General features: G+C 69.9%; 25 protein-coding genes. 17 read left to right on the plus strand and 8 right to left on the minus strand.

Annotated features, from left to right (window positions below; genetic code table 11):
- The first annotated feature begins 116 nt into the window (after positions 1 to 116).
- The 6 genes from ACYQ77_RS37745 to ACYQ77_RS37770 all read left to right on the plus strand — a co-directional run bounded on the left by ACYQ77_RS37745 (position 117) and on the right by ACYQ77_RS37770 (position 5523).
- Positions 117 to 1043 (plus strand): hypothetical protein, encoded by a 927-nt coding sequence (locus ACYQ77_RS37745; protein WP_459720663.1) that lies wholly within the window; start codon positions 117 to 119, stop codon positions 1041 to 1043.
- Between the two features lie 145 nt (positions 1044 to 1188).
- Positions 1189 to 1575, plus strand: a complete 387-nt coding sequence (locus ACYQ77_RS37750) for a hypothetical protein (protein ID WP_459720666.1) — start codon at positions 1189 to 1191, stop codon at positions 1573 to 1575.
- Positions 1572 to 2279 carry an ABC transporter ATP-binding protein gene (locus tag ACYQ77_RS37755; protein WP_459720669.1) on the plus strand — a complete coding sequence of 236 codons (708 nt, stop codon included), beginning with the start codon at positions 1572 to 1574 and terminating at the stop codon, positions 2277 to 2279. The genes ACYQ77_RS37750 and ACYQ77_RS37755 overlap by 4 nt, the downstream gene beginning before the upstream one ends.
- Positions 2276 to 3532, plus strand: a complete 1257-nt coding sequence (locus tag ACYQ77_RS37760; protein ID WP_459720671.1) for a hypothetical protein — start codon at positions 2276 to 2278, stop codon at positions 3530 to 3532. The genes ACYQ77_RS37755 and ACYQ77_RS37760 overlap by 4 nt, the downstream gene beginning before the upstream one ends.
- A gap of 135 nt (positions 3533 to 3667) precedes the next feature.
- On the plus strand, positions 3668 to 4915 hold the full coding sequence (locus ACYQ77_RS37765) for a hypothetical protein (protein WP_459720674.1): 1248 nt from the start codon (positions 3668 to 3670) through the stop codon (positions 4913 to 4915).
- A complete protein-coding gene (locus ACYQ77_RS37770) occupies positions 4912 to 5523 on the plus strand; it encodes a hypothetical protein (RefSeq protein ID WP_459720676.1) in 612 nt (203 codons plus the stop codon). Before ACYQ77_RS37765 ends, ACYQ77_RS37770 begins: the two co-directional genes overlap by 4 nt.
- Here the strand turns inward: ACYQ77_RS37770 and ACYQ77_RS37775 are convergent.
- Together ACYQ77_RS37775 and ACYQ77_RS37780 are read right to left on the minus strand one after the other, a co-directional pair.
- Positions 5520 to 5984: a VOC family protein gene (locus ACYQ77_RS37775; protein ID WP_459720679.1), complete on the minus strand. Its 465-nt coding sequence runs from the start codon at positions 5982 to 5984 to the stop codon at positions 5520 to 5522. The two genes, ACYQ77_RS37770 and ACYQ77_RS37775, sit on opposite strands and share 4 nt — an antisense overlap.
- A 13-nt stretch (positions 5985 to 5997) precedes the next feature.
- Positions 5998 to 6738, minus strand: coding sequence for a pirin family protein (locus tag ACYQ77_RS37780; RefSeq protein ID WP_459720682.1), 741 nt, complete (start codon positions 6736 to 6738; stop codon positions 5998 to 6000).
- A gap of 113 nt (positions 6739 to 6851) precedes the next feature.
- Here ACYQ77_RS37780 and ACYQ77_RS37785 point away from each other — a divergent pair, with 113 nt between their 5' ends.
- Complete coding sequence (locus ACYQ77_RS37785; protein WP_459720685.1) at positions 6852 to 7292, plus strand: MarR family winged helix-turn-helix transcriptional regulator; 441 nt, start codon at positions 6852 to 6854, stop codon at positions 7290 to 7292.
- On the opposite strand, the gene ACYQ77_RS37790 is transcribed toward ACYQ77_RS37785, so the two are convergent.
- Positions 7289 to 8461, minus strand: a complete 1173-nt coding sequence (locus ACYQ77_RS37790; RefSeq protein WP_459720688.1) for an acyl-CoA dehydrogenase family protein — start codon at positions 8459 to 8461, stop codon at positions 7289 to 7291. The genes ACYQ77_RS37785 and ACYQ77_RS37790 overlap by 4 nt on opposite strands.
- A gap of 132 nt (positions 8462 to 8593) precedes the next feature.
- Between ACYQ77_RS37790 and ACYQ77_RS37795 the strand changes: the two genes are divergently transcribed.
- The 3 genes from ACYQ77_RS37795 (at position 8594) to ACYQ77_RS37805 (ending at position 11566) form a co-directional block, all read left to right on the plus strand.
- Entirely contained in the window at positions 8594 to 8764 is a 171-nt protein-coding gene (locus tag ACYQ77_RS37795) for a hypothetical protein (RefSeq protein WP_459720690.1), read from the plus strand.
- Positions 8765 to 8846: 82 nt separating this feature from the next.
- Entirely contained in the window at positions 8847 to 10352 is a 1506-nt protein-coding gene (locus tag ACYQ77_RS37800; RefSeq protein WP_459720693.1) for an alkaline phosphatase D family protein, read from the plus strand.
- A gap of 14 nt (positions 10353 to 10366) precedes the next feature.
- Positions 10367 to 11566 (plus strand): hypothetical protein, encoded by a 1200-nt coding sequence (locus ACYQ77_RS37805; RefSeq protein WP_459720695.1) that lies wholly within the window; start codon positions 10367 to 10369, stop codon positions 11564 to 11566.
- A 178-nt stretch (positions 11567 to 11744) separates the two neighbouring features.
- Here the strand turns inward: ACYQ77_RS37805 and mug are convergent, their stop codons facing one another.
- Complete coding sequence (mug, locus tag ACYQ77_RS37810; protein WP_459720698.1) at positions 11745 to 12281, minus strand: G/U mismatch-specific DNA glycosylase; 537 nt, start codon at positions 12279 to 12281, stop codon at positions 11745 to 11747.
- A gap of 61 nt (positions 12282 to 12342) precedes the next feature.
- Complete coding sequence (locus tag ACYQ77_RS37815; RefSeq protein ID WP_459720701.1) at positions 12343 to 13206, minus strand: LysR family transcriptional regulator; 864 nt, start codon at positions 13204 to 13206, stop codon at positions 12343 to 12345.
- A 69-nt stretch (positions 13207 to 13275) separates the two neighbouring features.
- Between ACYQ77_RS37815 and ACYQ77_RS37820 the strand changes: the two genes are divergently transcribed.
- Together ACYQ77_RS37820 and ACYQ77_RS37825 are read left to right on the plus strand one after the other, a co-directional pair.
- A complete protein-coding gene (locus ACYQ77_RS37820) occupies positions 13276 to 13938 on the plus strand; it encodes a type 1 glutamine amidotransferase domain-containing protein (protein WP_459720704.1) in 663 nt (220 codons plus the stop codon).
- Positions 13939 to 14114: 176 nt separating this feature from the next.
- Entirely contained in the window at positions 14115 to 16091 is a 1977-nt protein-coding gene (locus tag ACYQ77_RS37825) for an ABC1 kinase family protein (RefSeq protein ID WP_459720707.1), read from the plus strand.
- A 586-nt stretch (positions 16092 to 16677) separates the two neighbouring features.
- On the opposite strand, the gene ACYQ77_RS37830 is transcribed toward ACYQ77_RS37825, so the two are convergent.
- On the minus strand, positions 16678 to 17481 hold the full coding sequence (locus ACYQ77_RS37830; protein ID WP_459720709.1) for an SDR family NAD(P)-dependent oxidoreductase: 804 nt from the start codon (positions 17479 to 17481) through the stop codon (positions 16678 to 16680).
- A 314-nt stretch (positions 17482 to 17795) separates the two neighbouring features.
- Here ACYQ77_RS37830 and ACYQ77_RS37835 point away from each other — a divergent pair, with 314 nt between their 5' ends.
- From ACYQ77_RS37835 to ACYQ77_RS37855, 5 genes are all read left to right on the plus strand, one after another.
- A complete protein-coding gene (locus ACYQ77_RS37835) occupies positions 17796 to 18113 on the plus strand; it encodes an STAS domain-containing protein (protein WP_396107979.1) in 318 nt (105 codons plus the stop codon).
- 67 nt (positions 18114 to 18180) lie between these two features.
- Positions 18181 to 18612 carry an ATP-binding protein gene (locus ACYQ77_RS37840; protein ID WP_459720713.1) on the plus strand — a complete coding sequence of 144 codons (432 nt, stop codon included), beginning with the start codon at positions 18181 to 18183 and terminating at the stop codon, positions 18610 to 18612.
- Positions 18613 to 18799: 187 nt separating this feature from the next.
- The gene (locus ACYQ77_RS37845; protein WP_459720716.1) at positions 18800 to 19000 is read left to right on the plus strand and encodes an MbtH family protein; all 201 of its coding nucleotides are present in this window, start codon (positions 18800 to 18802) and stop codon (positions 18998 to 19000) included.
- Positions 19001 to 19276: 276 nt separating this feature from the next.
- Positions 19277 to 22279 (plus strand): amino acid adenylation domain-containing protein, encoded by a 3003-nt coding sequence (locus ACYQ77_RS37850; protein ID WP_459720719.1) that lies wholly within the window; start codon positions 19277 to 19279, stop codon positions 22277 to 22279.
- A complete protein-coding gene (locus tag ACYQ77_RS37855) occupies positions 22269 to 23276 on the plus strand; it encodes a helix-turn-helix transcriptional regulator (RefSeq protein WP_459720722.1) in 1008 nt (335 codons plus the stop codon). The genes ACYQ77_RS37850 and ACYQ77_RS37855 overlap by 11 nt, the downstream gene beginning before the upstream one ends.
- 818 nt (positions 23277 to 24094) lie before the next feature.
- On the opposite strand, the gene ACYQ77_RS37860 is transcribed toward ACYQ77_RS37855, so the two are convergent.
- Together ACYQ77_RS37860 and ACYQ77_RS37865 are read right to left on the minus strand one after the other, a co-directional pair.
- The gene (locus tag ACYQ77_RS37860; RefSeq protein ID WP_459720725.1) at positions 24095 to 24814 is read right to left on the minus strand and encodes a GTP pyrophosphokinase; all 720 of its coding nucleotides are present in this window, start codon (positions 24812 to 24814) and stop codon (positions 24095 to 24097) included.
- 15 nt (positions 24815 to 24829) lie between these two features.
- Positions 24830 to 25744, minus strand: coding sequence for an SDR family oxidoreductase (locus ACYQ77_RS37865; protein ID WP_459720728.1), 915 nt, complete (start codon positions 25742 to 25744; stop codon positions 24830 to 24832).
- Positions 25745 to 25980 lie beyond the last annotated feature (236 nt).

Below are 25980 nucleotides of genomic sequence, written 5' to 3' on the forward strand. Positions count from 1 at the left end.
CCGCTGTGGCGATCGTAGGTGTGGTGGTGGGGATGACGTGGCCGATGCTGGACTGGCCATATCCGTTGTGGGTACAGACATCCGCTCAGTTCCACCAGCAGTTCCCCTGGGCGGGGATGATCGCCGGTTCGTACGCGTGCTGGTACGCGACCGTGTTGCACACCAAGGACCGGTTCTGGATGCGGCCAGTGGCGCCCCGGCTCGGCGCGCCCGCCGCGGCTCGGCATCTCACGACGTTGGTCGGCTGGCTGGTCGGCGCGTACCTCATCGGACTGGCACCTGTCGTGGTGTCGACGGTGGGCGGAACCGGGACGCCCGATCCGCTGGTCATGGCTTCGGGCGCGCTGGCCGTCGTCGCCGTCGTGGCGCTCGGCTACGCGTTCGTGGTCTTCCGCATCGTGTTGTTCGTCGTCATCGCGATCGCCGCCGCCGCACTCGCGGGCAAGGCGATGACACGGCGCCGCGTCCGGCGTTCCCTGCTGGACAGCGCGATCTACCTCGCACTGCCCGCGGTTCTGGTCACGATCGCGATGCTTCGACCACCGGTCGTGTTCACCGCCGTCCAGTCGACACCGGTGTGCACCGAGACGAGGGAGATCCGCTACTGCGTGCACGACGGCAACCGCGAGCGGCTCGGGGATCTGGTCAGGCTGGTGGATCCCATGATCATGCGCTACGGCTCGAAGCCGGAGAACATCGATCAGGTCTGGGACCAGGCCCTGCTGCCATACCCGCGCAACCTCGAACGCGACCGCGGCATCGAAGTGGCGTCCCTGGAGCCGGACGGCACCATCGAAACCGAGGTCGCCACGACCGCGGCGGGCATCTACGCCTGCCCGTGGGACGGTCGATCCGACGACCGCGACAGGTTACTCCTGGCAGTAGCCGTGGACGTCGACCAATACCTCGGCACCGGCGTCAGAGACGGCTGGCTGGCCCACATGTCCGTGGCGGAAGTACAACAATGGCTGGCCACGCACCAGAAGCAGCTGCACGACTGCACACTTACCGAAGACCAGCTGCCCGGGTCGCGGAATCGCTGACGCCCGAACGGAGCGTGACCGCGCAACCGAAAAACCGCTCGATCGAGCAATTGCCGCATTCCCGCGCCGCTGAGTAGCTTCCTCGTCGGGGGTTTCTCCCCACGACCGAATTCGAGGGGGATTCGACATGAGCTTCCGGAGATCCATGCTGGGCACGTTGCTCGCAGGCGCCTTCGTCGCGGGCAGCCTGGCAGTGGCATCACCCGCCTGGGGTGCCACTCAAGGCAGCGACACGGCAAGCGGCTGCCACTTGGTCGCCGCCGAGCCCACGGCGCCCAGGGGAACGCTCAACGGAATCGGCCGCAGGGAACACTGTTCCGACGTCGTGACCTATTTCTGGGTCCGGATCTACAAGGCGATACCCGCGTGGCCGGACTCCGAGAAGGCCGTGATCGGACGCACGTACGTGCAGAACACCGAGCTTTCCGCGAAGGGGCCGTGCGACGGCGAGGGTGACTACTACACCCACACTTCGACTGCCACGGGTCTCTCCGGCGACAGCGTCGAGTCGCCTCGAGCCTCGCTGTGTTGAGCGTTCGCGTTCAGGGTGTCGTGGCCGGCTACGGGCGCACCCGGGTGTTGCACGGGATCGACTGGGACGTGCACGCCGGTGTGACCGGACTGCTCGGGCCGAACGGGGCAGGCAAGACCACCCTGCTGTCGGTGCTCGTGGGCCTCCTCCACCCGTCAGCGGGATCGGTCGCGGTCATGGGCGGGGATGCCCGGCTCGGCTTCGTGCCGCAGCGGTTCTCGTTCGCGGGTGGCATGCGGCTCCTCGACGCGATCTCCTACACCGCGTGGATCAACGGCGTCGGGCAGGACGACCGGGAAGCGGCGGCCCGGCGCGCGCTGGCGGCGGTCGACCTGACCGACAAGTGCGGTGACCGGGTCAGGACGCTGTCCGGCGGGGAACGACAACGGGCCGGCATCGCCGCGGGGCTGGCTCACGATCCCGACGTGCTCGTACTGGACGAGCCGACCGTGGGGCTCGACACCGCTCAACGTTGGCGTGTGCGCGACCTCATCGCCGAGATCGGGCGGACCCGTCCGGTGATCCTGTCCACCCATCTCCTCGAGGACGTCTCCTACCTGTGCGAACGGGTCGGCGTCATCTCCGAGGGGCGGCTCGTCTTCGACGGGACCGTCGCCGACCTCGAAGAACGAGGCGAGACGCGGGAACGCCGATCGCCCATCGAAGCGGGCTACGAGCGGCTCCTCGAGGCGAGCGCTGAATGACCCGCCGCTGGTGGTGGCCACTGGGGCCGTACTCCGTCATGGTGCCCGCCGCGGCGATCGTCGTTGTGGTGGTCGGCATGACCTGGTCAAGGCTGGGGTGGCCGTATCCGCTGTGGGTGCAGACGTCCGCGCAGTTCCACCAGCAGTTCGCCTTCGCGGGAATGATCGCGGGCACCGCCGCCTGCTGGTACGGGACGGTGATGCACGCCAAGGACCGGATCTGGATGCGTCCTGGTGCACCGCGCTTGGGGACACAGGCAGCGAACAGTCACCTGACGACCCTGGTGTGCTGGTTCGTCGGCGCCTACCTCGTGGCGCTGACCCCGCTGGTCGTGTCGACGCTCGTCACCGGTGGGATCGGGAAACCGGACCTGCTGGTCATGCTGTCCGGCGTGCTGGCGATGATCGCCGCCGTGGCGCTCGGCTACGCGCTCGGCACCGTCGCTCCGACGATCGCGGTGATTCCGCTGATCGCGATCGGGTTCTACGCGCTGCTCGTGGTCGGGAACGTGCGTGGCGAACCGATGGCGGCGGTGACACCGGTGCTCTGGTACGAACCGCAGCTGGGGAAACGTGAGTCACTGCCCTTGCTCGTGTTCCGCATCGCACTGTTCGTCGCCGTCGCGGTCGCCGCGGTCGCACTCGCCACACGCGCCATGACCCGGGTGCGGGCCTGGCGTTCCCTGGCCGATGCCGTGGTCTACCTCGCGGTTCCGGCGCTGCTGGTCACCTTCTCGCTGCTGCGGCCACCTGTCGCGTACACCGCGGAAACGCCGCCCTCCTCCTGTGCCGAACAACGGGAGATCCGGTACTGCGTCCACAGTGGCCACGCTTCGCGGCTCGACGAGCTGGTCCGGCGGGTGGACCCGGTCATCGCCCGGTTCGGCACCAAACCCGACAACATCGACCAGGTGTGGGACCAGGCCCTGACCTACGACAAGCCGCCCGACATCACGATCTCCGAGCGCATCGACATCGTCAGGCTTCGGCCCGACGGCGCATTGGAGCCGACGACAGCCGCTCTCGCCGCGGGTCTCTACGCCTGCGAGTGGAAGGGGGAGTTCGATGATCACCAGGAGCGGATGAACGCCGTCGAGTGGGACATCAAGGATTTCCTCGAAACCGGGAGCCGTAAGCGTTCTCTCGCCTCGATGTCCGTCCCCGAGGTGCAGCAGTGGCTGGCGGCCCACCAGAAGCAGTTGCACGACTGCACCCTCGCCGAGGACCAGCTTCCTGGTGCGAAGACCCGATGATTCGCGGACAGAGCGTTACCGGGCTTCCCGAAATGCGCTCTCCGTGCTGCGTGGCTTCCTGTGTCGAGCCCTGTCGGGCGGAGCTGTGCTGAGTGCCTGTCCGGTCCCCGAGCGACTCGTCGAGACGAGCCGCGAATGAGGCAGCGTTCGTGGTGGCCGCTCGGTCCGTTCTCCGTCGTGCTGCCTGCCCTCGCGATCGTCGCCGTGGTGGTCGGCATGACCTGGTCGCGGTTCGACTGGCCGTACCCGCTGTGGACCCAGACGTCCGCCCAGTTCCACCAGCAGTTCGCCTTCGCCGGGATGATCGCGGGCACCGCCGCATGCTGGTACGCCACCGTCCTGCACGCCAAGCACCGGATCTGGATGCGACCAGGCGCGCCGAGGCTGGGCGTCCAGGCGGTGAATCGCCATCTCCCGGTCCTGGTGTGCTGGTACGTCGGCGCCTACCTCGTCGCGTTGACACCGCTGGTCGTGTCGACGGTGGTCAACGGCGGGCTCGGGACGCCGGATCCCGTGGTGATGCTGTCCGGTCCGCTCACGATGATCGCCGCGGTGGCACTCGGCTACGCCGTGGGCACCGTCGCTCCCACGATCGCGATGATCCCGGTGATCGCCATCGGGTTCTACGCGCTGCTCGTCGCAGGCAACGTGCTCGGCGAGCCGATGGCGGCGGTGGCACCGGTGCTCTGGTACGAGCCCCAGCTGGGCGAACGCGAATCGTTGCCGTTGCTGGTGTTTCGCATTGCCTTGTTCCTGTCCGTCGCCGTTGCCGCCTTCGCGCTCGCCGCACGCGCCATGACCCGTGTGCGGGCTTGGCGCTCGCTGGTCGACGTGGCGGTCTGCCTGGCTGTTCCCGGCGTGCTGGTCGCCGTGTCGTTGCTACGGCCACCCGTCGTGTACACGGCGGAAACGCCGGCCTCGTCATGCACGGAACGGCGGGAGATCCGGTACTGCGTGCACATCGAGCACGCTTCGCGACTGGACGAGCTGGCACGCCGCGTCGACCCGGTCATCGCCCGGTTCGGCACGAAGCCGGACAACATCGACGAGGTGTGGGACCAGGCCCTGATGTATGACCGGCAGATCGCCCCGCAACGCGTCGACGTCGTCTGGCTTCAACCGGACGGCTCGATGGAACCGAGCACCGCCGACACCGCGGCCGGCCTCTACGCGTGCGACTGGCGAGACGAGCCCACCCTCCTGCAGCAGCAGGCCCTCGCCGTCGCGTGGGACATCACGCACTTCCTCGACACGGGGAAACCTGAGGGTTCACTGGCGTCGATGTCGGTTGCCGAGGTCCAAGGCTGGCTCGCCGAACACCAGAAGCAGCTGCACAGCTGCACGCTCACCGAGGACCAGCTACCGAAGGCGAAGGCCCGATGATCCGCGTACTCCTCCACAGCCGCGGCGCGCAATGGGCGCTCCTGGCGGCCGTCGGGCTGTGGGTCGTCGCGGTCGGGATCGGGCGGGCCGCGCTCGAGATCGACCTCTCGCCCACCTTCCCGCCCACCAAGGTCGTGGTCGCCGAGTTTTGTGTGATCGTCGCCGCGACGCTTCTCGGGATTCTCACCCGGCCCCGGTTCTGGGAGTGGGACCGGGTCGCACGTGGACACCGCGCCAAGGCGCTCGCCGGCACGGTCGCGGCCGCGGTCATCGCGTGCGCGACCCTGTGCGTGCCCGTTCTCGTGCCGTGGCTTCCGGCCGGGGCGCCGTGGGGATGGGTGTTCGCCAACGCGCTCCTGCTCGCCGCGTTCGTCGTTCTGCTGACGCCGTTCCTCAGCGCGCTCGTCGCAGGCGGTGTCACCCTGGTCCTCTGGTTCGGCGCCGCGGTCGTCGCCAACCTCGCGCCGGCCGTGTGGCTGCCGCTCGCCCACTACCGTGGCCACGACCCGTCATGGGGAGTCGCGGCCGTCCTCTGTGTCGCGGCTGTGGTCGTGCATGTCCGCACCTGCGGCTTGACCGCCTGGGCGCACCGGCAGTTCGAACGCTAGAGCACCTTGTTGCCGTACATCTCCCCCAACGGGTCCGCGATCAGCTCGATGCGCGCACCGTCCGGGTCCTGGAAGTACACCGACACCTCGCTGTGCACGACGTGGTCGACGCCCGCGTCCGTCAGGCGGGCCACCAACTCGTCCCACCGCGCCGGGTCGACGGAGATCGCCACGTGGTGCAGGCCACCCAGGACCTCCTTGTACGGGCCCACGTCCAGGCCCGGGAAGTCGAAGAACGCCAGCAGGTTGCCGTTGCCGATGTCGAAGAAGAAGTGCGACGAGCCCTCGTAGTCGCGGTTCTCGATCAGTTCCGTGAGCGGGAACCCGAGCAGGCCCTGGTAGAAGTTGATGGTCCGTTCGACGTCGCTGGAGATCAGCGCCGTGTGGTGCAGGCCGCGGGCCGTGGTGGCCGGGCGGTCGTCGGTCAGGTACTTCGCGCGGAGTTCTTCCCGGGTCGTCATCGGAATCGTCCTTTCAGTCGATGGTGGCGTGCATTTCCCAGACCAGGATCTCCGCGGGCTCTGTCGCGGTGACCCGCTGGCCGCCGGTCGCGGTGAAGCGGACCGCGTCCCCCGCGGCCAGCGCCCCGGTGTCCTCCAGGGTGACGCTGCCCCGCGGCACGAACAGGTGCGACAGCGGCGCGTCCGGCAACTCGACGCTCTGCCCCGGCGCCAGCCGAGCCGCGTACAGGGCCGCGTACCGGTTGTGGATGCGGATCGCGGAGCTGTGCTTGTCCATTCCGGACGCGACCGGCACCAGACCGCCGGACAGCAGCTCGTGGTCGATCTCCAGTTGTTCGTAGCCCGGGTCGATGCCTGGCTCGTCGGGCAGTACCCACATCTGCACGAAATGCACCGGCTCGGGGTCACCGGCCAGGCGCCACGTGTCGTTCTTCTCCGAGTGCAGGATGCCCGTGCCCGCGCTCATGCGCTGCGCAAGACCGGGATAGATCACCCCGGAGTGGCCTTCCGAGTCCTGGTGCACCAGCGCGCCACCGAGGACCCACGTGACGATCTCCATGTCCTGGTGCGGGTGGGTGTCGAACCCGGTGCCCGGCTCGACGATGTCGTCGTTGTTCACCAGCAGCACGCCGTGGTGGGTGTTCGCCGGGTCGTAGTGCCCGCCGAACGAGAACGAGTGCTTCGAGTCGAGCCAGTCGATCCTGGTGGTGAACCGGTCGTCCGCGCGGCGGACATCGATCTTCGGGTGGGTCATGGCCGCCTCCTGCGGATATCTTCTGCGCAAGACAATAGCTCGGCAATCTCTTCTACGCAAGATAACCTCACGCAAGATTGTTCCGAGCGAGCTTCTTCCACTACAGTGACCGCATGCCAGACGACGACGAGATCGTGAGCTGGTGGGGCCTGGTCATCGAGGGCTACTACGCCACCCACAACCGCCTCATGAGCGGGATCGAGGAGCAGGTCGGCCTCGCGCCCGGCGCCTTCGACATCGTGATCCGGCTGCTCCGCTCCCCGGACCACCGCCTGCCGATGACCCGTCTCGCCAAGGAAGCGGCGCTGTCCAGCGGCGGGTTCACCAAGGTCGCCGACCGGCTCGTGGCAGCCGACCTGATCCGCCGCGAACCGAGCGACACCGACCGGCGGGTCACGTTCGCCGTGCTCACCGACCACGGCCGGGACGTGGCGGAACGTGCCCGCAAGGCGTGCGCGGACATCCTCCGCGAGCGCCTGCTGGAGCCGCTGGGCATCCAGCGGTGCGAGACGCTCGCGGAGACGATGCGGGACCTGCGTACCGCGAACGGTTAGCGGAAGGCGCTGTGCCCTGTGAGCGCCTGCCCGATGATCATCTGGTGGACCTCGGAGGTGCCCTCGTAGGTGAGCACGGACTCGAGGTTGTTGGCGTGCCGCAGCACCGGGTACTCGAGGCTGATCCCGTTCGCGCCGAGCAGGGTCCGGCACTCCCTGGCGATGGCGAGCGCGGCACGGACGTTGTTGAGCTTCCCCACGCTGACCTGCTCGGGCCGCAGCCGGCCCGCGTCCTTCAGCCGGCCGAGGTGCAGGGCCAGGAGCATGCCCTTGCCGAGCTCCACCGTCATGTCCGCGAGCTTGAGCTGCGTCGCCTGGTACGCGGCGAGCGGCTTGTCGAAGATGTCGCGCTGCCCGGCGTAGGCGATCGCGGTGTCCAGGCAGTCGCGGGCGGCGCCGAGCGCGCCGAACACGATGCCGTAGCGGGCCTCGTTCAGGCACGCCAGCGGGCCGGACAGGCCACGTGCCTCCGGCAGCATCGCCGACGCGGGCAGGCGCACGTCGTCGAGCACCAGCTCACTCGTTACGGAAGCACGCAGCGACAGCTTCTTGCTGATCTCCGGCGCCTGGAAACCGGGTGTGTCCGTCGGCACCACGAAGCCGCGGATCTTGTCGTCCGTCTGCGCCCACACCACGGCCACGTCGGCGACCGACCCGTTGGTGATCCACATCTTGGTGCCGTTCAGCACCCAGTCGTCGCCGTCGCGGCGGGCGTGGGTGCGCATGCCCGCCGGGTTGGACCCGAAGTCGGGCTCGGTCAGGCCGAAGCACCCGATGGCCTCGCCCGCGGCCATGCGCGGCAGCCACTCCTGCTTCTGCTCCTCCGACCCCCACCGCCAGATGGCGAACATCGCGAGCGACCCCTGCACGGACACCAGGCTGCGCAGCCCGGAGTCGGCCGCCTCCAGCTCCATGCAGGCGAGGCCGTAGGCCGTCGCGGTCGTCCCCGCGCACCCGTACCCGGTCAGGTGCATGCCGAGCACCCCGAGTTTGCCCAGTTCACGGGCCAGTTCGCGGGCCGGGATGGTGGCGTTCTCGAACCACTCCGCGAGGTGCGGGCGGATCCGTTCGGCGGTGAAGTCACGGACCGTGTCGCGGATCGCGCGGTCCTCCTCGCCGATGAGGTCCTCGACGTCCAACAAGCCGAGCGGGGTCTGCGGGTCGACCATGACCGTCCTCTCACACGAACGCGCTGATGACGCGGGCGTCTCGAAGGTACTTCCGCGCGGGGCGCTCGTCGACATCGCCGGGGTACGGTGGCCGGCACGGCGGCGTCCCAGGTAGACGAGGTACCACCGGCGGTGCCGCTGACCGGCGACGACCTCGACGCCGACCCGAAAGTCGTTGCGTGGCGCGGATTGCCGGGCGCGGTCGACCGGCCGGACGTGAACCGGATTCGCGAACAGCTGCGCACGTTCCGGCCGGACGTCGAGGTGGTCAACCCCCGGCCCGGAGACCGTTCGGAGCAGTGAAAAGGCTCCGTTACGCGCCTTTATGTGGGTTATTTACCCCAAGGACCTTGATTGTGCGTCTTTGTGTCGTACACATCGTCGTATGCCCCTGCGAAGAAGAACCTTCCTGCTGGGCGGTCTCGCCGGCGCCGGCGCCGGCCTGATCGCGTTCAGCTCCGCCTCCACCGCCGCCACCTACCCCTTCGCACTCGGTGTCGCCTCCGGTGAACCGGCCGCGGACGGGTTCGTCATCTGGACCCGGCTCGCCCCGAACCCCCTCAACCTGGACGGGTTCGGCGGCATGCCGGACCAGCCGGTCACCGTCGAATGGCAGGTGGCGAACGACGAGTACTTCCGGGACGTGGTCGCGTCCGGCTCGACCACGGCCGTGCGGGCGTCGGCGCACAGCGTCCACGTCGAGGTAACCGGGCTGCCCGCGGGTCGGGTGTATTGGTACCGCTTCCGGGCCGACAACCAGATTTCGCAGGTCGGGCGTACGAGAACCGCGCCTGCGGTCGGCACCTCCCCGGCGCTGACGATGCTGTTCGCGTCGTGCGCCCACTACGCCTCCGGCTACTACACCGCGTACCGGCGGATGGCCGAGGAGAACCCGGACCTGATCCTGCACCTCGGCGACTACATCTACGAGTCCGGCGCGTCCGACGTCCGCGCGCACCTGCCCGCCAAGGAGATCACCAGCCTCGCCGACTACCGGGTGCGGCACGCGCAGTACCGCAGCGACGTCGACCTGCAGGCCGCGCACCACGTCGCGCCCTGGGTGGTCGTGTGGGACGACCACGAGGTCGAGAACAACTACGCGAACCTGGTCCGCGGGGACACCTCACCGACCGGCGACTTCCGTGCCCGCCGCGCCGCCGCGTACCAGGCGTACTACGAGCACATGCCGCTGCGGTCGGCGCAGCTGCCGTCCGCGGAGAACCTGCAGCTGTACCGGCGGCTCCGGTGGGGCAGCCTCGCGACGTTCCACATGCTCGACACCCGCCAGTACCGCATGGACCAGGCGTGCGGCGACGGTTCGCAGGTGTGCCCGGAGGCCGACGACCCGGCACGCACCATCACCGGCACCACGCAGGAGTCGTGGCTGCTCAACGGTCTCGGCCAGCGGCTCGCCACGTGGGACCTGATCGGTCAGCAGGTGTTCTTCGCGCAGCGGCTCAACAACGACGACGGTGCCCGCAGCATGGACGCGTGGGACGGCTACACCGCCAACCGCAAGCGCATCCAGGACGGCTGGCAGGCCAGGGGCAACACGAGCACGGTCGTGCTCACCGGTGACGTGCACCGGCACTGGGCGGCCAACATCATGAACAACTACACGACGCAGGACAGGGTCATCGGCACCGAGCTGGTGACCACGTCGATCACCTCCGGCGGCGACGGCAACGCGACCGACGACGGCACGTCGAGCCGCAACCCGCACGTCAAGTTCAACAAGAACCAGCGCGGCTACGTCCGCACGCGGACCACCCCGACGCAGATGAACGTCGACTTCCGCGTGCTGGACAAGGTGACCGTCCGCGACTACCCGATCAAGACCGCGAAGAGCTACGTCATCCAGGCAGGCAACCCGGGCCTGCAGAACCCGTGAACGGAGCTGCGTTGATGAGACGCGTCATCATCCCGGCCCTGGTCGCCACGCTCGGCCTGGCGACCGCTCCGCTCGCCACCGCGGACGGCACGCTCACGTGGGCCAGGGTCAACACGACGACCACCGGCGACCAGGACAACCCGTCGGTCGCGGCGTCCCGCACCGGCTACACGGCCGTGGTGTGGGAGGACGACCGCGACACCACCGCCCCGAACGACACCGTGCACACCGAGGTGTTCATACGGCTGTACCGCGACGGTGCCCCGGTGTTCGAGAAGAAGGTGTCGACCGGCGGCACGGGGAACTGGCGGCACGTCCAGCCCGACGTCGCGGTCCGCGACAACGGCGCCACCGTGGTCACGTGGTCCGACGACCAGGACGGCAACGGCTACTACCAGATCCGCGTCGCCACCTACGACGCCGCGGGCACGCAGACCGGCACGGCGACCGCCAACGGGACGGCGGCGGGTCAGCAGACCAACCCGGAGGTGGCGGTCGATCCGGACGGGGCGGCGTTCGCGGTCGTCTTCGAGGACGAGCAGACCGACGCGGAACCGACGATCCGTCTGTCCGGCTTCGCGTCGATCACCTCGAAGACGTACGAGATCCGCGCGCACGCCGCGGGCGGCACGAACCGCCACCCCGACGTCGCGATGGGCGCGGCGGGCAACGCGATCGTCGTGTGGGACGAGGACCTCGACGGCAACGGCTACTACAACGTGGGGCTGGCGAGCTTCACGCCGTCCGGCGCGGCGAAGATCGCCAAGCGTGTCGCCAACGCCGCGACGGACGGCCAGCAGCAGAACGCGACGGTGGCGGCCAACTTCAACGGGGACTTCGTGGTGGGCTGGGAAACCGACCACCAGGGCACCGACCAGATCGGCGTCCGCTCGTTCACCGCGACGGGCGCCGCTCCGGCCGAGGCGTTCCTCGCGGGCAACGACCCACAGGTGGGCCTGGACGACCAGCGCTACGCGGTCGCGTACTGGACCCTCGGCGACGACGTCTTCCTGCAGGGCCTGAACCCGGACGGCACGTCGGTCGGCCGCCAGCCCCAGATCCGGGCCAACCCGTCCGCCACAGGACGCCAGAACCAGCCGGCGCTGGCAGTGGACCCCTACGGCCGGATCACGCTGACCCACAGCGACGACTCGGACGGCGACGACTTCGATGAGGTGAACATCGGCACCGGGTTGACCAACAGCACGTGGTGACCCAGTTGTCCACAGCAGCACCGGTTATCCACAGATCAACAAAATCCGCCGACATCGTCCCCCCGACCCGGTAGACTGGCATGGCGGGTGGCCCCCGGGATCGGGTGGGGGTTGCGTTCGGCGGCGTTGATCTTGAGTGAAACGCGGGCACGGCTCGTCGCATGGTCGTGCCCGCGTTTCACACCGCTTCGCGCAGCGCGCGGAACGCGTCCGCCAGCGCGTCTGCCTGGTAGTGCGCGTTGAGACCGCTCGGATTGGGCAGCACCCACAGCCGCGCACCCGCGATCGCCTCGTCCTGCGGCCCGACCACCGCCTTCGGCCGGTCGAAAGCCGAGCGGTACGCCGAGATCCCGACCACCGCGACCCACTCCGGTTCGTACCGCTCCGCCAGCGCGGTCAACCGCACCCCGCCGGCACGGAGTTCGTCCCGCGTCAACTCGTCGGCACGCGCCGTCGCCCGCGGGACGATGTTCGTGATCCCCAGCCCGTACTCGAGCAACACGTCCTGTTCGGACGGGTCCAGCAACCGCGGCGTGAACCCCGACCGGTGCAGAGCGGGCCAGAACCGGTTGCCCGGCCGCGCGAAGTGACAGCCGGTCGCGGCCGAGTAGAGCCCGGGGTTGATGCCGCAGAACAACACCGACAACCCCGGCGCGATCACGTCGGGGATCGTCTTGGCACGCGCGGCGGCCAGCTCGTCGGCGGTCGGCCTCACAGTCGGCCAGCTTACGGACCACCACGCACCCGTCGCACGGCCGCGAGCCGCCGGCACCTGCTCACCAGTCCGCCGCCCGCGCCATGAGCAGGTCCCGGGCCCGCGCGATGTGCGGCTCGGCGAAGGCGCCCGCGCGGACCGCCAGGTAGATGGTGTTGGTCGGCAACCGGCCGTCGCCGCGGATGATCAGTTCGCGGAGAGCGCCGGTCGCCAGCTCGTTCTCGCACAGGTACCTCGGCAGCACGGTCGCCCCCGCACCGGCCACGGTCGCCGCGAGCACGGCACGCAGGTCCGGCACGACGACCACCGCCCGCCCGGGCGGCAGCGTCTTGTACACGGAGTTCCAGTAGCGCCGGATCAGCGGCAGGTCCTCGGCGTAGGCCACCCACGGCGCGTCGCCGAGCACGCCGCTCGTGTCCGGGTAGTACCAGCGATCGGCGGCGACGAGCGTCAGCTCCTCCTCGTAGAGAGGCGCGGACAGGATGCCGCGCCCGCGGGGCTTGGCACCGGTGATCACCAGGTCGAGGCCACCTTTGGTCAGCTGGTCGAGCAGGTCGTCGGGCATGCCGAAGGTGACCCGCAGGGCGGTGTCCGGCAGCTGGACGAGGGCGGGGAGCGCCTTCAGCGCCATGAACTCGGCGGGTCCGCCGACGTGCAGCGACACCTTGCCGCCGACGAAGTCCCCAAGCGCGGCGGTCAGGTCGTCGAGCGGGCCCGCCAGCCTGCGCGCGAGGTCCTCGCCCGCCGAGGTGGTGGTGACACCGCGGGCGTGGCGGTGGAAGAGCGGCTTGCCGACGTGCTTCTCCAGCGTCTTGAGCTGGGCGGTGACGGCGGGCTGGGACAGGTCGAGGAGCTGCGCGGCGGCCGTGACGGACCCGGCGCGGTGCACTGCGAGGAAGGTTCTGAGCAGGTCGAGTGAAGTCATCAGAATTCTGATGATACAGCGCATAAGTTCTATTGGTCCCCGATGCCTCGGCCATGCCATTCTGGTCCCATGAAAGCAATCCTCCTCGCCCTGACCAGCCACGACGACCTCGGCGGCCTTCGCAAGACCGGCTTCTACGTACCGGAGGCCGCGCACCCGTGGCGCGTGTTCCGCGACGCCGGTTTCGCGGTCGACCTGGTGAGCGTGAACGGCGGGCGACCACCCATGGACGGCTTCGACGCCGACGACGGAACTCAACGCGACTTCGTGAAACTGCCCGAACTGGGCAACACCCGGCGCGCGGCCGAGGTCGATGCCGTCGGCTACGACGCGATTCTGTACGTCGGCGGCCACGGCACCATGTGGGACTTCCCCGACGACGAGGGCCTCGCGCGGCTGGGACGCGACATCTACGAGGCCGGCGGCGTGGTCGCGGCCGTGTGCCACGGCCCGTCCGCCCTGCTGAACCTGACCCTCACCGACGGCACCTACCTGGTGGAAGGCAAGGAAGTCTCGGCCTTCACCAACACCGAGGAAGAAGCGGTCGGCCTGGCGGGTGTCGTGCCGTTCCTCCTGCAGTCCGCATTGGAGGACCGCGGCGCCAAGCACGTGGGCGCACCGGACTTCGAACCCCAGGTCTCGGTGTCCGACCGCCTGGTGACGGGCCAGAACCCGGCCAGCGCCACCAAGGTCGCCGAGGAGGTGGTGCGCCTGCTGAGGGCCAACCGCTGATCCCCGCCGCCGTCCCGTCCTCGTTCGCTCGCACACCATCCCCAGCCCGTTCCGCACAGGAAGAGGTGATCTTCACGAACCATTGCGACACGCGGTTGACCGTTCGCCGGTGAGCCACCCGTCCACTGTGTTTCGATCGTCGGCGACCAGCCGCTCCAGCCGACGTTCGGAACCGCATGTCCTCCTTGCTCCTCACGCTGCTGTCCCTCCCCTTCTACCTGCTGATGCTGTGGCCGCTGGTCGTGGCGTCCCGGCGGGTCCTCGGGGTGCGCATCAGGACGGTGCGGGCACTGATCGGTGCCGTGCTGGGCTGGTACGTGGCGGGTCAGCTGGCGGGCTGGTTGTTCCCGAACGTCCACCGGACGCCGAGCGTGTTCGTCGGCCTGCTCATCCCGATCGCGGGGTGCGCGTTCCTGGCCACGCTGACGTTCCTGTTCCTCGCCGAGATGGCGCTCCCCAGCGGTGGCGGGCTGGGGTTCGTCGGACGGCTGCGCTCGATCCGGCGCCGGATGGCTCGGGCGCGGAGGTACTCACAGGTCAGCCGGATCGCGGTGAAGCACGGCATCGGGCCGTACCTGGGCGGCAGGCGCCCGGCGGACGTCACCCGGCACGCGGTGTTGGCTCGGTCGCTGCGCCGGGCGCTGGAGGACGCCGGCGTCACGTTCGTGAAGCTGGGGCAGGTGCTGTCGACGCGACCCGACCTGCTGCCGCCCGCGTTCATCGACGAGCTGAGCAGGCTGCAGGACCAGGTCGCGCCGGTTCCGTTCGAGAGGGTGGAACGGGATCTGGAGGAGGAGCTGGGCCGTCCGGTGACGGAGGTGTTCGCGGAGTTCGACCGGGAACCACTGGCGGCGGCATCCATCGCGCAGGTGTACCGGGCGCGGCTGCACAGTGGCGAGGACGTGGTGGTGAAGGTCCGCCGCCCGGACATCGACCGGGTGGTGGAACGGGACCTCGACATCGTCTACCGCGTCGCGCGGTCGTTGGAGCTGCGGGCGTCGTGGGCGCGGTCGCTCGGCGTGGTCGACCTCGCCGACGGATTCGCCGCGGCACTCACCGAGGAGCTCGACTTCCGCGTCGAGGCACGGAACATCGCCGCGGTGAGCGCTGTCGGCAACGACGGCGAGATCGCGCTGCCGACCGTCCACAGTGACCTGTCGAGCGAACGCGTCCTGGTGATGCGCCGCCTGGACGGCACCCCGGTCCGCTCGGCGATCGGCAGTGTGGACAACGCCCGCCGTGACGAACTCGCGCGAGCGCTGCTGGACTGCGTGTTGCGACAAGTGCTGCTGCACGGCGTGTTCCACGCCGACCCACACCCGGGCAACGTGCTGTTGCTGGCCGACGGCAAGCTGGGCCTGCTCGACTTCGGCTCGGTGGGCCGCCTGGACGCGACGCTGCGCGGCGGCCTGCGCAACCTGCTGGCCGCGATCGACCGAGGCGACCCGGCCGGCCTGCGCGACGGTCTGCTGGAGGTAGTCGACCGCCCGGACGAGATCGACGAGCAACGCCTCGAGCGTGCGCTGGGTGCGTTGATGGCGAAGCACCTGTCGCACGGCCAGGCACCGGACCTGGACATGTTCACGGACCTGTTCCGGGTCGTGGCCGAGTTCCGCCTGTCGATCCCACCGGCGATCGCCGCGGTGTTCCGCGCGCTGGCGACGGTCGAGGGCACCCTCGGCCTGCTGGCACCGGGCTTCAACATCCTGGTCGAATCGAGAACGTTCGCGAACACACTGATCGGAGAACAACTACAACCGGACTCACTACGCCGCACGGCGACCGAAGAACTGATGTCGCTGCTCCCGGTGCTGCGCAGACTCCCCCGCCGCATCGACAGGGTGACGTCGGCCCTGGAACAAGGCCGCCTGTCCGTCAACATCCGCCTGTTCGCCGACGAACGCGACAGAGCAGTGGTGACGACAATGCTGCACGAACTACTGCTGGCATTCACGGGCATGGCGACCGGCCTGATGGCAGTCCTGCTGCTGACCAGCACAGGCGGCCCACGGGTGAGCCCGGAACTGACACTGAACCAGATCTTCGGCTACAACCTGCTGGTCGTCAGCGCACTACTGGGCCTGCGACTCCTCTTCGTCGTGTTCCGCGCACAACGCAAACCCACCACCAATGCCAGCCGACCAACCAATTGACGGAACGCCCACCGACCCAACCACAAACCCAGGCCCGCGGCGCAAACACTGCTTCGAGGCCCGCCTCGCCGCGACCAATCCCCGATGATCGCCACGCTCAGTCCGAGTGACCCACCCCGCCTCAACTCTCCGCCCAGCCGACTGCTCCCCCTGACGACGCTCGCCAGCGCATGCCCCTAGACCAGTCCGATCGGTCGCCCGCCCGACCACGTCCACTGGCGGCCGTCGCAGACCACGCCCCCGGACCACTCCTACTGGCCACGCCCGCCCGGCACTCCCGCCTGGCCACTCCCCTGCTCCGCGGGCCCAACCAAGCTCGTCCGACCAAGCCCCGCCGAGCCCGCCGCACGAGTTCACACGACCAAGCCCGTTGCCCGAGCCGCCCCGGTACCTGAGCCCGCTGGCTGAACGCGCGACCAGGGCTCGTTGATCAGCGTCACCGGCATCCAGCCGCCCGGCGGGGCTCGCCAACGGCTGCCCGCCCGCCCCCTCCTCACCCAACCCGTCCGTAGACCGTCCGCCCTGTGACCTCCCCAACAGCACCGGTCCGGCGTCAGGCCGCGTGGTGGACCGGGTCCACTCGCTGCTACTTCTTCGCCGTTCCCGGTGCGGAGACCCTCCGTTGGATGGCGGTCAGCATCCGGTCCGGGAGGATCCGCCCCGCCACCGCCTGGGCCTTGTTCCGGAAGGAACCCGTGATCACGTGGTCCTTGCCGGCCAGCATGGCCTCCACCGCCTGCCGGGCCACCTCTGCGGCGTCGTCCTTCGGGCCTGCGCCCAGCTTGGTGTCGGTCATGCCCGCGCGTTCGAAGAAGCGGGTCTCCGTCGGGCCCGGCATGACCGCGGTCACGGTCACGCCCGTGCCCCTCAGCTCCTCCCGCAGCCCTTGCGCGAACGACTGCAGGAACGCCTTCGACCCGTGGTAGACCGCCTGGAACGGGCCCGGGGAGGTCGCGGCGATGGACGACGTGAACAGCAGCCTGCCCGCGGCTCGGTCGACCATGTCCGGGAGCAGCAGTTTCACCAGGTGAACCGCGGACCGCACGTTGAGGTCCACCACCGCGAGCTGGTCGTCCAGCGACGTGTCCTGCACGAAACCGCCGCTGATGCCCACGCCCGCGTTGATCGCCAGGACGCTGACCGGGCGGTTCAGGGACTTGATCTTGGTGGCGAAGGCGTCGACCTCCTTGGGGTCCCTCAGGTCGGCGCGCATGGCGGTGACCTGGGCGCCCGGGCGTTCGAGGCGGGCGGGGGCCCGCGTGATCTCCTCGTCCTCCGCCACGACCAGCAGGTCGTAGCCCTGGTCCGCCAGTTCCTTGGCCAGCTCGTGGCCGATGCCGCTCGACGCGCCGGTGACGACAGCGAGGGGGCGCTCGTTGAGTTCAGTCATTCCGGGCGGTTACCCCTCGCGGACCGGCTCATACCCGGACGTGTTTCCGCTGGTCGACGCCATTTTCCGGCCGGAGGTTTGAACCCGCGCCGACGGGGCTACCCAGCGTCGACACGTCGGTCCGGCGGCCGGCGACATTTGCTTGACCTGACGGAGGAGGCCCGGGTGGACACAGGGGGCGATCGGTCCTGTGCGACGGTGAGAGCGGGGGTCACACGTGGCCTTGTGACGTATTGGATGATGGCGTGGTGAGTTCAGAGCCATTCCGAGACGCTGACCAGAGCAAGCCCGCCGCACCTGGACTGTCTGTCCTGGTGGAACCCCATGGCGAGGCCGTGGTGCTCAACGTGGCAGGGGAGATCGACCTGGCCACCGCCCCCCAGCTGGGGGATTCGATCAACGCTGCCATGGAGCAGCGCCCGGAGACGCTGGTGGTCGACCTGAGCCAGGTGGACTTCCTCGCGTCGGCGGGCATGGCGGTGCTCATCGGGTGCCACCAGCAGGCCAAGGGCAATCTCCGCTTCCGGATCGTCGCTACCGGGAGCGCCACGTTCCGCCCCATGGAATTGACAGGGATGACCGACGAGATCTCGATCTACCCCACACGCGACGAAGCACTCGCCGCCGACTGAGGGCGCCTGGCTCCGGTCGCTCGACGGCGGCGAGCGACCGGAACGCTGAACGTTGGAGGCTTCGGCCGTGAACCTGGGGCATCAGAACCTCGACAACCTCCCCGCGGAGGACCTGCACTTCCGGGTACCCGCGGTGGCCGGCCGTCTCGCCGGCCTCCGGCGCGAGCTGGCCCAGTGGGCCGCCCGCGTCGGGCTGTCCGACGAGGACGCCGAGGCGCTCGTGCTCGCCAGCTACGAAGCCATGGCCAACTCCGTCGAGCACGCCTACCGCGACCAGACACAGGGCCTGCTCGACCTGCGCGGCGAGGTCGACGAGGAAGCGGGCCGCGTGATCATCACCGTCACCGACTACGGGCAGTGGCAGCCACCGCGGCCGAGCAACGGGCTGCGCGGCCGCGGGCTACCGCTGATCCAGGGCCTCACCGCGACGTCGACGATCACGCCGACGTCCGAGGGCACCACCGTGACGATGTTCTGGCCGCTGGCCCGAGATCGGTAATTCCTCGCGCAAATCGCACGCAAAAACCACGCTTTTGCCAGCCTGTATCCGAGCGATTCCAGTGCGTGATCAAAAATCTAACGATGGTCCGGCTCGGACGGTCGGTTGAGTCCGTTCGGGCGATTCGCCCCTGTGACCTCGCAGGTACCGTCGTGCTCGAGAGGGCATGGCAGGAAAGGCGTGGGACATGAGCGATGTCGACGGCCGCCGTTACCGGGTGGTGGTCAACGACGAAGTGCAGTACTCCATCTGGCCCGGTGATCAGGGGGTACCCGGGGGATGGCGCGCGGAGGGCACCGAAGGGGATCGGTCGCTCTGCCTCGCGCACATCGAACGCGTGTGGACGGACATGCGGCCGCGCAGCGTGCGGGAGCACCTGCCGGCGTGACCGGGCAGCCGTGACGACCGGCGCCCGCTGAGACCCCGCTGAGCCAGGGGTTCATTCGCCTACCCGACCTGGGCTTAGACCTGCCCTGCGCCGGGAAGGCGCACATTTCCGGGCGCCGGAATACAACCATGGGCAAATACCGCTCGGTATTTGCCGCAGATTTCTGACTACTGCGCATGCCATCGGGCTGCGCGGGCGGTGCCGTGCACTCGAAACCCGCCGCGCCCCGCCTTTCTTCGCCGTGGACCCTGCGGCCCTGCTCCCGGAAGGTCAGCCGTGACCATCGACGACACCTTCGTCTTCCCCACCTCGTCCGGCCAGCGCCGGCTGTGGCTGCTGGACCAGCTCATCCCCGGCAGCCCCGCCCACCACCTGGGCTGGCGCGTCACGCTCACCGGCCCGCTCGACCGCGACCGCCTCGAGAACGCGCTGACCACCGTCGTCAACCGGCACGAGGCGCTGCGCACGACGTTCACCGCCGCCGACGGCGTGCCCAGCCAGGTCGTGGTCGCCACCGCCGACGTCCGCCTGCCTGACCTCGACGAGGCCGACGTCGACGACCTCGTGCGCCGCCCGTTCGACCTCGCCACCGGGCCGCTGCTGCGGGCTGGCCTCGTGACGACCGGGCCCGACGAACACGAACTCGTGCTGGTCGTGCACCACGCGATCGTCGACGCCTGGTCCTGCGCGATCCTCTTCGACGAGCTGGCCCGCTGCTACGCGGGCGAGGAGCTGGACGAGCCCGCCATCCAGTACCCGGACTACGCGGTCTGGCAACGGGAACAGGCAGACGCCAACGCGCTCGCCGACGCCGCCCGCTACTGGCAGGCCGAGCTGGCGGGCATCCCCACCGTCCTCCCCCTGCCGATCGACCGCCCGCGCTCGGCCGCCGCCGGCCGCGGCGCCGACCTCGTGCGTGACCTCGAGCCACTGCCCGACGCGTCGTTCAGCACCCTGCTCGCGGTCTTCCAGGCGATGCTGCACCGGTTGACCGGGCAGGAGGACTTCCTCGTCGCCACCCCCGTACCCGGCCGCACCCGCCCCGAGACCGAGCACCTCGTCGGCTTCCTCGCCAACACGCTCGCGCTCCCCGCGCGCATCCCGCCCGACACCACGTTCGCGCAGCTCGAGAAGCACACGGCCGAGGCCGTCATGGGTGCGCTCGCCCACCAGGACCTGCCGTTCGAGGACCTCGTCGACCTGCTGGCCGCCGAGCGGTCGCTCACGCACACACCGGTCGCGCAGGTCATGTTCGCGGTCGAACCGCCCCCGGAACCGACCGCGGTGGCCGGTCTGACGCTCACACCGAGACCGCTGCCCAACGGCGGTTCCACGTTCGACCTGTTCCTCACCGTCGAACCGGGCCCGGACCGGTGGCGGACCCGGTGGAACTACGACACCGACCTGTTCGACCGCGCGACCGTCGAGAGTTTCGCGGACCTGTACGCGGTGCTGATGAAGGCCGTGCTCGCCGACCCGGACCGGCCGATCGCCGAACTGCCGCTGTGCGACGGCACCAGAACGGTCGTCGACACGCCACCGGCGGGCACCGTCACGTTCGACCTCGCCCGGTTCGGGGACGCGCCCGCGGTGCGCGACGCGACCCGGTCGCTGACCTACCGCGAGCTGGACGAGACCGTGAACCGGCTCGCGCACCTGTTGCGCGCCAACGGGGTCGGCCCGGACGTGCCGGTGGCGCTGTGCCTCGAACGGGGCGTGCCGGTGGTGGTCGGCATCCTCGCGGCCTGGCGGGCGGGCGGCGGTTACCTGCCGCTCGACCCGTCGTGGCCTGCCGACCGGCTCGCCGCGATGGTCCGCGACGCGGACTGCCCGGTGCTCGTCACCCACGACGCCGCCCGCGTGTCGCTGCCCGGCGAACGCACGGTGATCAACCTGGACACCGCCGACCTCGCGGCGCGACCGGCGACCCCGCTCGCGCCGTCCGCCACGCCCGGCTCGATCTCCTACCTCATCTACACCTCCGGCTCGACGGGCACCCCGAACGGCGTCACGCTCACCCACGGCGGCATCCAGAACCTGCTGTCCGCCATGGACGAGCTGCTCGACCTGCGGCCGGACGACCACGTCGCGTCGATCACCACGCCGTCGTTCGACGTGTCCACGGTGGAGCTGCTCGCGCCGCTCCTGCGGGGCGCACGCGTCACCGTGCTGCCCGCGGGCGACGTGTCGGACGGCAGGCGCCTGCGGCAGCGGCTCGTCGAGACGGGCGCGACGGTCGTGCAGGGCACGCCGTCCGCGTGGCGGCTGCTCGTCGCCGCGGGCGGGGTGCCCGCGTCCGTGCGGCTGCGGATCACCGGCGGCGAACCGCTGACCCGCGACCTCGCCGACGCGCTGCAGACCGACGGCGCCCGGCTCGTCGACGGCTACGGCCCGACCGAGACGACCGTGTACTCGGCGGCCGGGACCGTCCCGCGTGGACCGGCGCCGGTCCGGTTGGGCGACCCGGTCGGCGCCACCACGCTGCACGTCCTCGACCCGACGCTGCGGCCGGTGCCGGACGGCGTGCTGGGCGAGCTGTACATCGGCGGCGCGGGCGTCGCGCGTGGCTACCGCAACCGGCCGGGGCTCACGGCCGCGCGGTTCCTGCCCGACCCGTTCAGCTCCACGCCCGGCGCGCGGCTGTACGCGACCGGCGACCTGGTGCGCAGGCGCGGCGGGCGGCTGGAGTTCCTCGGCCGCGCCGACCACCAGGTGAAGGTGCGCGGGTACCGCATCGAGCTGGGTGAGATCGAGTCGGTGCTGCGCGCGCACAACCTGGTGCGGAACGCGGTCGTGACGGTGTGGCGGGGCGGTTCGGACGACGTGCGGCTGGTCGCGTACGTGCTGCCCGGGCCGCGGCTGGATCCGAACGAGCTGCGGCCGTGGCTGTCGGCGCGGCTGCCGGACCACATGGTGCCGAACCTGGTGATGACGATCGACGCGGTGCCGAGGACGCCGACCGGCAAGGTCGACCGGACCGCGCTGCCCACACCGGTGTGGGCGCCGACGCGGACGCGGGTGGTCGCGCCGCGCGACGACGTGGAGCGGCGGCTGGCCATGATCTGGCGGGACGTGCTGAGCCTCGGCCCGGCCGTGGAGCTGGGCGTGCACGACGACTTCTTCGCGCTGGGCGGGCATTCGCTGACGGCGGCGCAGCTGCTCGCGCGGGTGCGTGCGCAGCTGTCGGTGCACCTGCCGCTGGCGACGTTGTTCGCCGCGCCGACGATCGCGGGGCTCGCCGCGTCGGTCGCGGTGGCACAATCGCCGCGTGCGGGCTGAGCGGTTGGTGACGCTGCTGTTCCTGTTGCAACAGCGGGGCCGCGCGACCGCCGCGGAGCTGGCGGCCGCGCTGGAGGTGTCGGAACGCACGGTGTACCGGGACGTCGAGGCGCTGCTCGCCGCCGGTGTTCCACTGTGGACCGAGCAGGGCCGGGCGGGCGGCATCCGGCTGATGGAGGGCTGGCGCACACGCCTCGACGGGCTGACCGGCCGCGAGGCGGCGGCGATCTTCGCGGTCGGCGTGCCGGAGTTGCTGGCGGAGCTCGGGCTCGGCACGTCGCTGACGGCGGCGCGCGCGAAGGTGCTCGCCGGGCTGCCCGAGCCGTTGCGGGAGTACGCGTCGGCGATCGCGGACCGGTTCCACCTGGACGCGCCGGGCTGGTTCCAGCAGCCGGAGACGGCGACGCAGCTGACGGTGGTCGCGGACGCGGTGGCGTCGACCCGGCGGCTGCGGATGGACTACCGGCGCGGGCAGGCGGTGGTGACGCGCGAGGTGGACCCGCTGGGGCTGGTCGTGAAGGCCGGGGTCTGGTACCTCGTCGCGCGGGCCGGCGCGGACGTCCGGACGTACCGGGTGACGCGGATCGTGTCGGCGGTGCCGCTCGAGGAGTTCACGCGGCCGCCGGACTTCGCGCTGGCGGCGTGGTGGGCGCAGTCGTCGGCCCGGTTCGAACGGTCACTGCTGCGGGAAACGGTGCGGCTACGGTTGAGCTGGCAGGGCATGCGCGCACTGCGGACGGCGACCGACGAGGACGCGGCCGCGGCGGCGATCGCCACGGCCGGCCCGGCGGACGAGGAGGGGTGGCGGGAGGTGGAACTGGAGGTCGAGAGCCTGCCGGTGGCCACCACCCAACTGCTCTCGCTGGGGGCCGGCGTCGAGGTGGTGGCCCCGGAGGAGTTGCGAGCCGCTCTGGCCGAGCTGGGGTTGGCCATCGCGGCCCGCAACGCACCGGTCGAGGACCGGCAGCAGGGGGACGGGGCGCCGAGGTCGACGTGACGCCATGGTGAGCGGCCTCACCTCGGCGTGGCCTCCGGCCCCCGGTCACCACGCTACGCGCGACCACCGACAATCCCGGCTGCAGAGACGAAAGTTGTCCACAACCACGCGGGTTCGCTACCCGGCCTGCCTTCGGCTCGCCAAACGACAGTTGTGCACCACCACGGCCAGTCACCCGCTCTTCGGACCTGGGTGTCCGGTCGAGGAGGTCGCTCGACCGGATGTTCACCACCGGACCTGGCCTCCGGCCCCCGATCACCACGCTACCCGCCACCACCGACAATCCCGGGCCGCGAGACGACGGTTGTCCACAACCACGGACAGCCACCTGCTCTCCGGACGCGGGTGCCCCCGGTTCGGTCGAGGAGGTTGGTCGACCGGGTGTTCACCGCCTGGCCTCCGCCACCGCGTACTCGGCTCGGTCGAGGGCACCGCTCGGGCGGATTCGCCACCCGGCGTGGCCTCCGGCCCCCGGTTCCACGCTACGGCATGGCACCGACAGTTCCGGCTCGCGAAGCGACGGTTGTCCACAGCCACGGCCCGGCCATCGCGGTCCGGCCCGGGTGTCCGCCACGACGGTGTCCGCCACGGCATTTCTTGGCTCGGCCAAGGGCATCGTCCGGCCGCATTCGCTACCGGGCTTGGCCTCCGGCCCCCGATCACCACGCTACCCGCCACCACCGACAATCCCGGGCCACGAGGCGGTGGTTGTCCACAGCCACACCCGCCGATGTCCTGTGGACAACCGCGCGGTCGCCGCCGGAAATTGTCGGTGTTGTGCCGTAGCGTGGTGACCGGGGGCCGGAGGCCGGCCGCCGTCAGGTGTTGTTGCCCAGGAAGCCCATGTACAGCGCGGTGAGGTCCAGTTCCTCCGCCACCGCGGGCTGGCGGGCCGTGCCGTGGTCGACGAGGCGGTGCAGGGACTCCATCTTCTCGTCCAGCGCCGCGGCCGCTTCCGCTGCTTCGGCCAGTTCGCTCTGCAGGTTCGGCGGCACCTCGCCGCGGTACTTGTAGTAGATCTTGTGTTCCAGGCTGGCCCAGAAGTCCATCGCGATGGTGCGGATCTGGATCTCGACCGGGATGCGGTCCGTGCGGTCCGAGCGGAACACCGGGATCGACACGATCAGGTGGAGGCTGCGATAACCGTTGGGCTTCCGGTTGGTGATGTAGTCGCGCTCGTCGAGGAGGGTGATGTCCTCCTGGCCGACGATCATGTCCCTGATCTTCGGGATGTCGGAGATGAAACTGCAGACGACCCGGACACCGGCGATGTCGAGCACGTTCTCGCGGATGCTCGCGAGGTTCATCGCGTAGTTCTTGCGCCGCACCTTCTCGAGCACGCTCTCCGGCGCCTTCAGCCGCGAGTTGATGTGCTCGATCGGGTTGTACTCGTGGGCGTTGTTGAAGTCCTCACGCAGGATGTTGATCTTCGTCGTGATCTCGTCGATCGCGAACTTGTAACCCAGCATGAAGTCCGTGAACTGCTCACGGAGGACGCGGAAGTCCTCGATGTCCAGGGTCGGCTGCCAAGATCTCATCACCTCCATAGTGCCTCAGCGGTAGCCGGTCGCGTCCGCGGGTTTGCCCTGGCTCTCCACCTCCGCGATGTACCGCCACGCGTCCGGCCTGCTGCCGTCGACGTCGGTGAAGCCGTAGACCTTCGCGAGCTCACCCGACGACAGCGACTGCCCGTTCCACCGCGCGACGTCGGGATCCGCCGCGAGCGCGGCCGCTGCCCGGCCCACGAAGACCGGTGACTCGGAGATCACGAAGTGCGGCTGGTGCGCGGTGGCGTCCCGCCAGTTGTCCTCCGTCACACCGAACGTCTCCAGCATCGCCTCCGACCGCAGCCACCCCGGCGTCAGCGCCAGCGCCGTGCACCCGTACGGCGCCAGCTCCACCGACTGCGCGAGCGCCATCCGCTGCACCGACACCTTCACGAGGTCGTAGAAGAACCCCGCGTCCGCGCGGTAGTTCGCGTTGGACTCGGTGGTGCCGTCGGTCATCTCGATCACCAGCCCACCTGGCCTGCGGATGAGCAGCGGCAGCGCGAAGTGGCTCGTGATGGCGTGGCTGTCGATGCCGAGCCGCAGCATGCGCAGGCCGCCGTCGAGGTCGTGCTCCCACAGCTTCTTCTCGAACGCGAGGTAGCGGTCGCCGCCCCAGATGTCGTTGACCAGCACGTCGAGCCGGCCGTGGTCGCGGTCGATCCGCTCGACGAGCGCCTTCACCCGCTCCGGTTCGAGGTGGTCGACCTGGACCGCGATCCCCTCGCCGCCCGCCGCGGTCACCAGCTCGGCGGTCTCCTCGATGGTCTCGGGCCGGTTCACCTCCGACCGCTGCGTCCGCGTCGTCCTGCCGGTCGCGTACACGGTCGCGCCCCGCCGCCCCAGCTCCACCGCGATGGCCCGGCCCGCGGCCCGCGTAGCACCCGCGACCAGCGCGACCTTCCCCTTGAGTTCGTCCATGCGGGTCACGATGCCGGAGAAACCTGACATCCGCTGGCAAGTTTTCCCGCGATGTCCGCTGATCAGCGCGAACGCGGGTTTGTCGGTGGGTGCCGGTAGCGTGGTCGCGACGGTACAACCGCAACGAGATCACTCTCGGTGATGCCGATGGGCCATTCGGGTGGACAACGGGCGTGACCGCGTTCTCGATGGGGGTTCGATCTAGGGTCGTAACGGCGGGTCGTGCGGGTTCGGCG

This window comes from Actinophytocola sp. KF-1, from assembly GCF_054661535.1.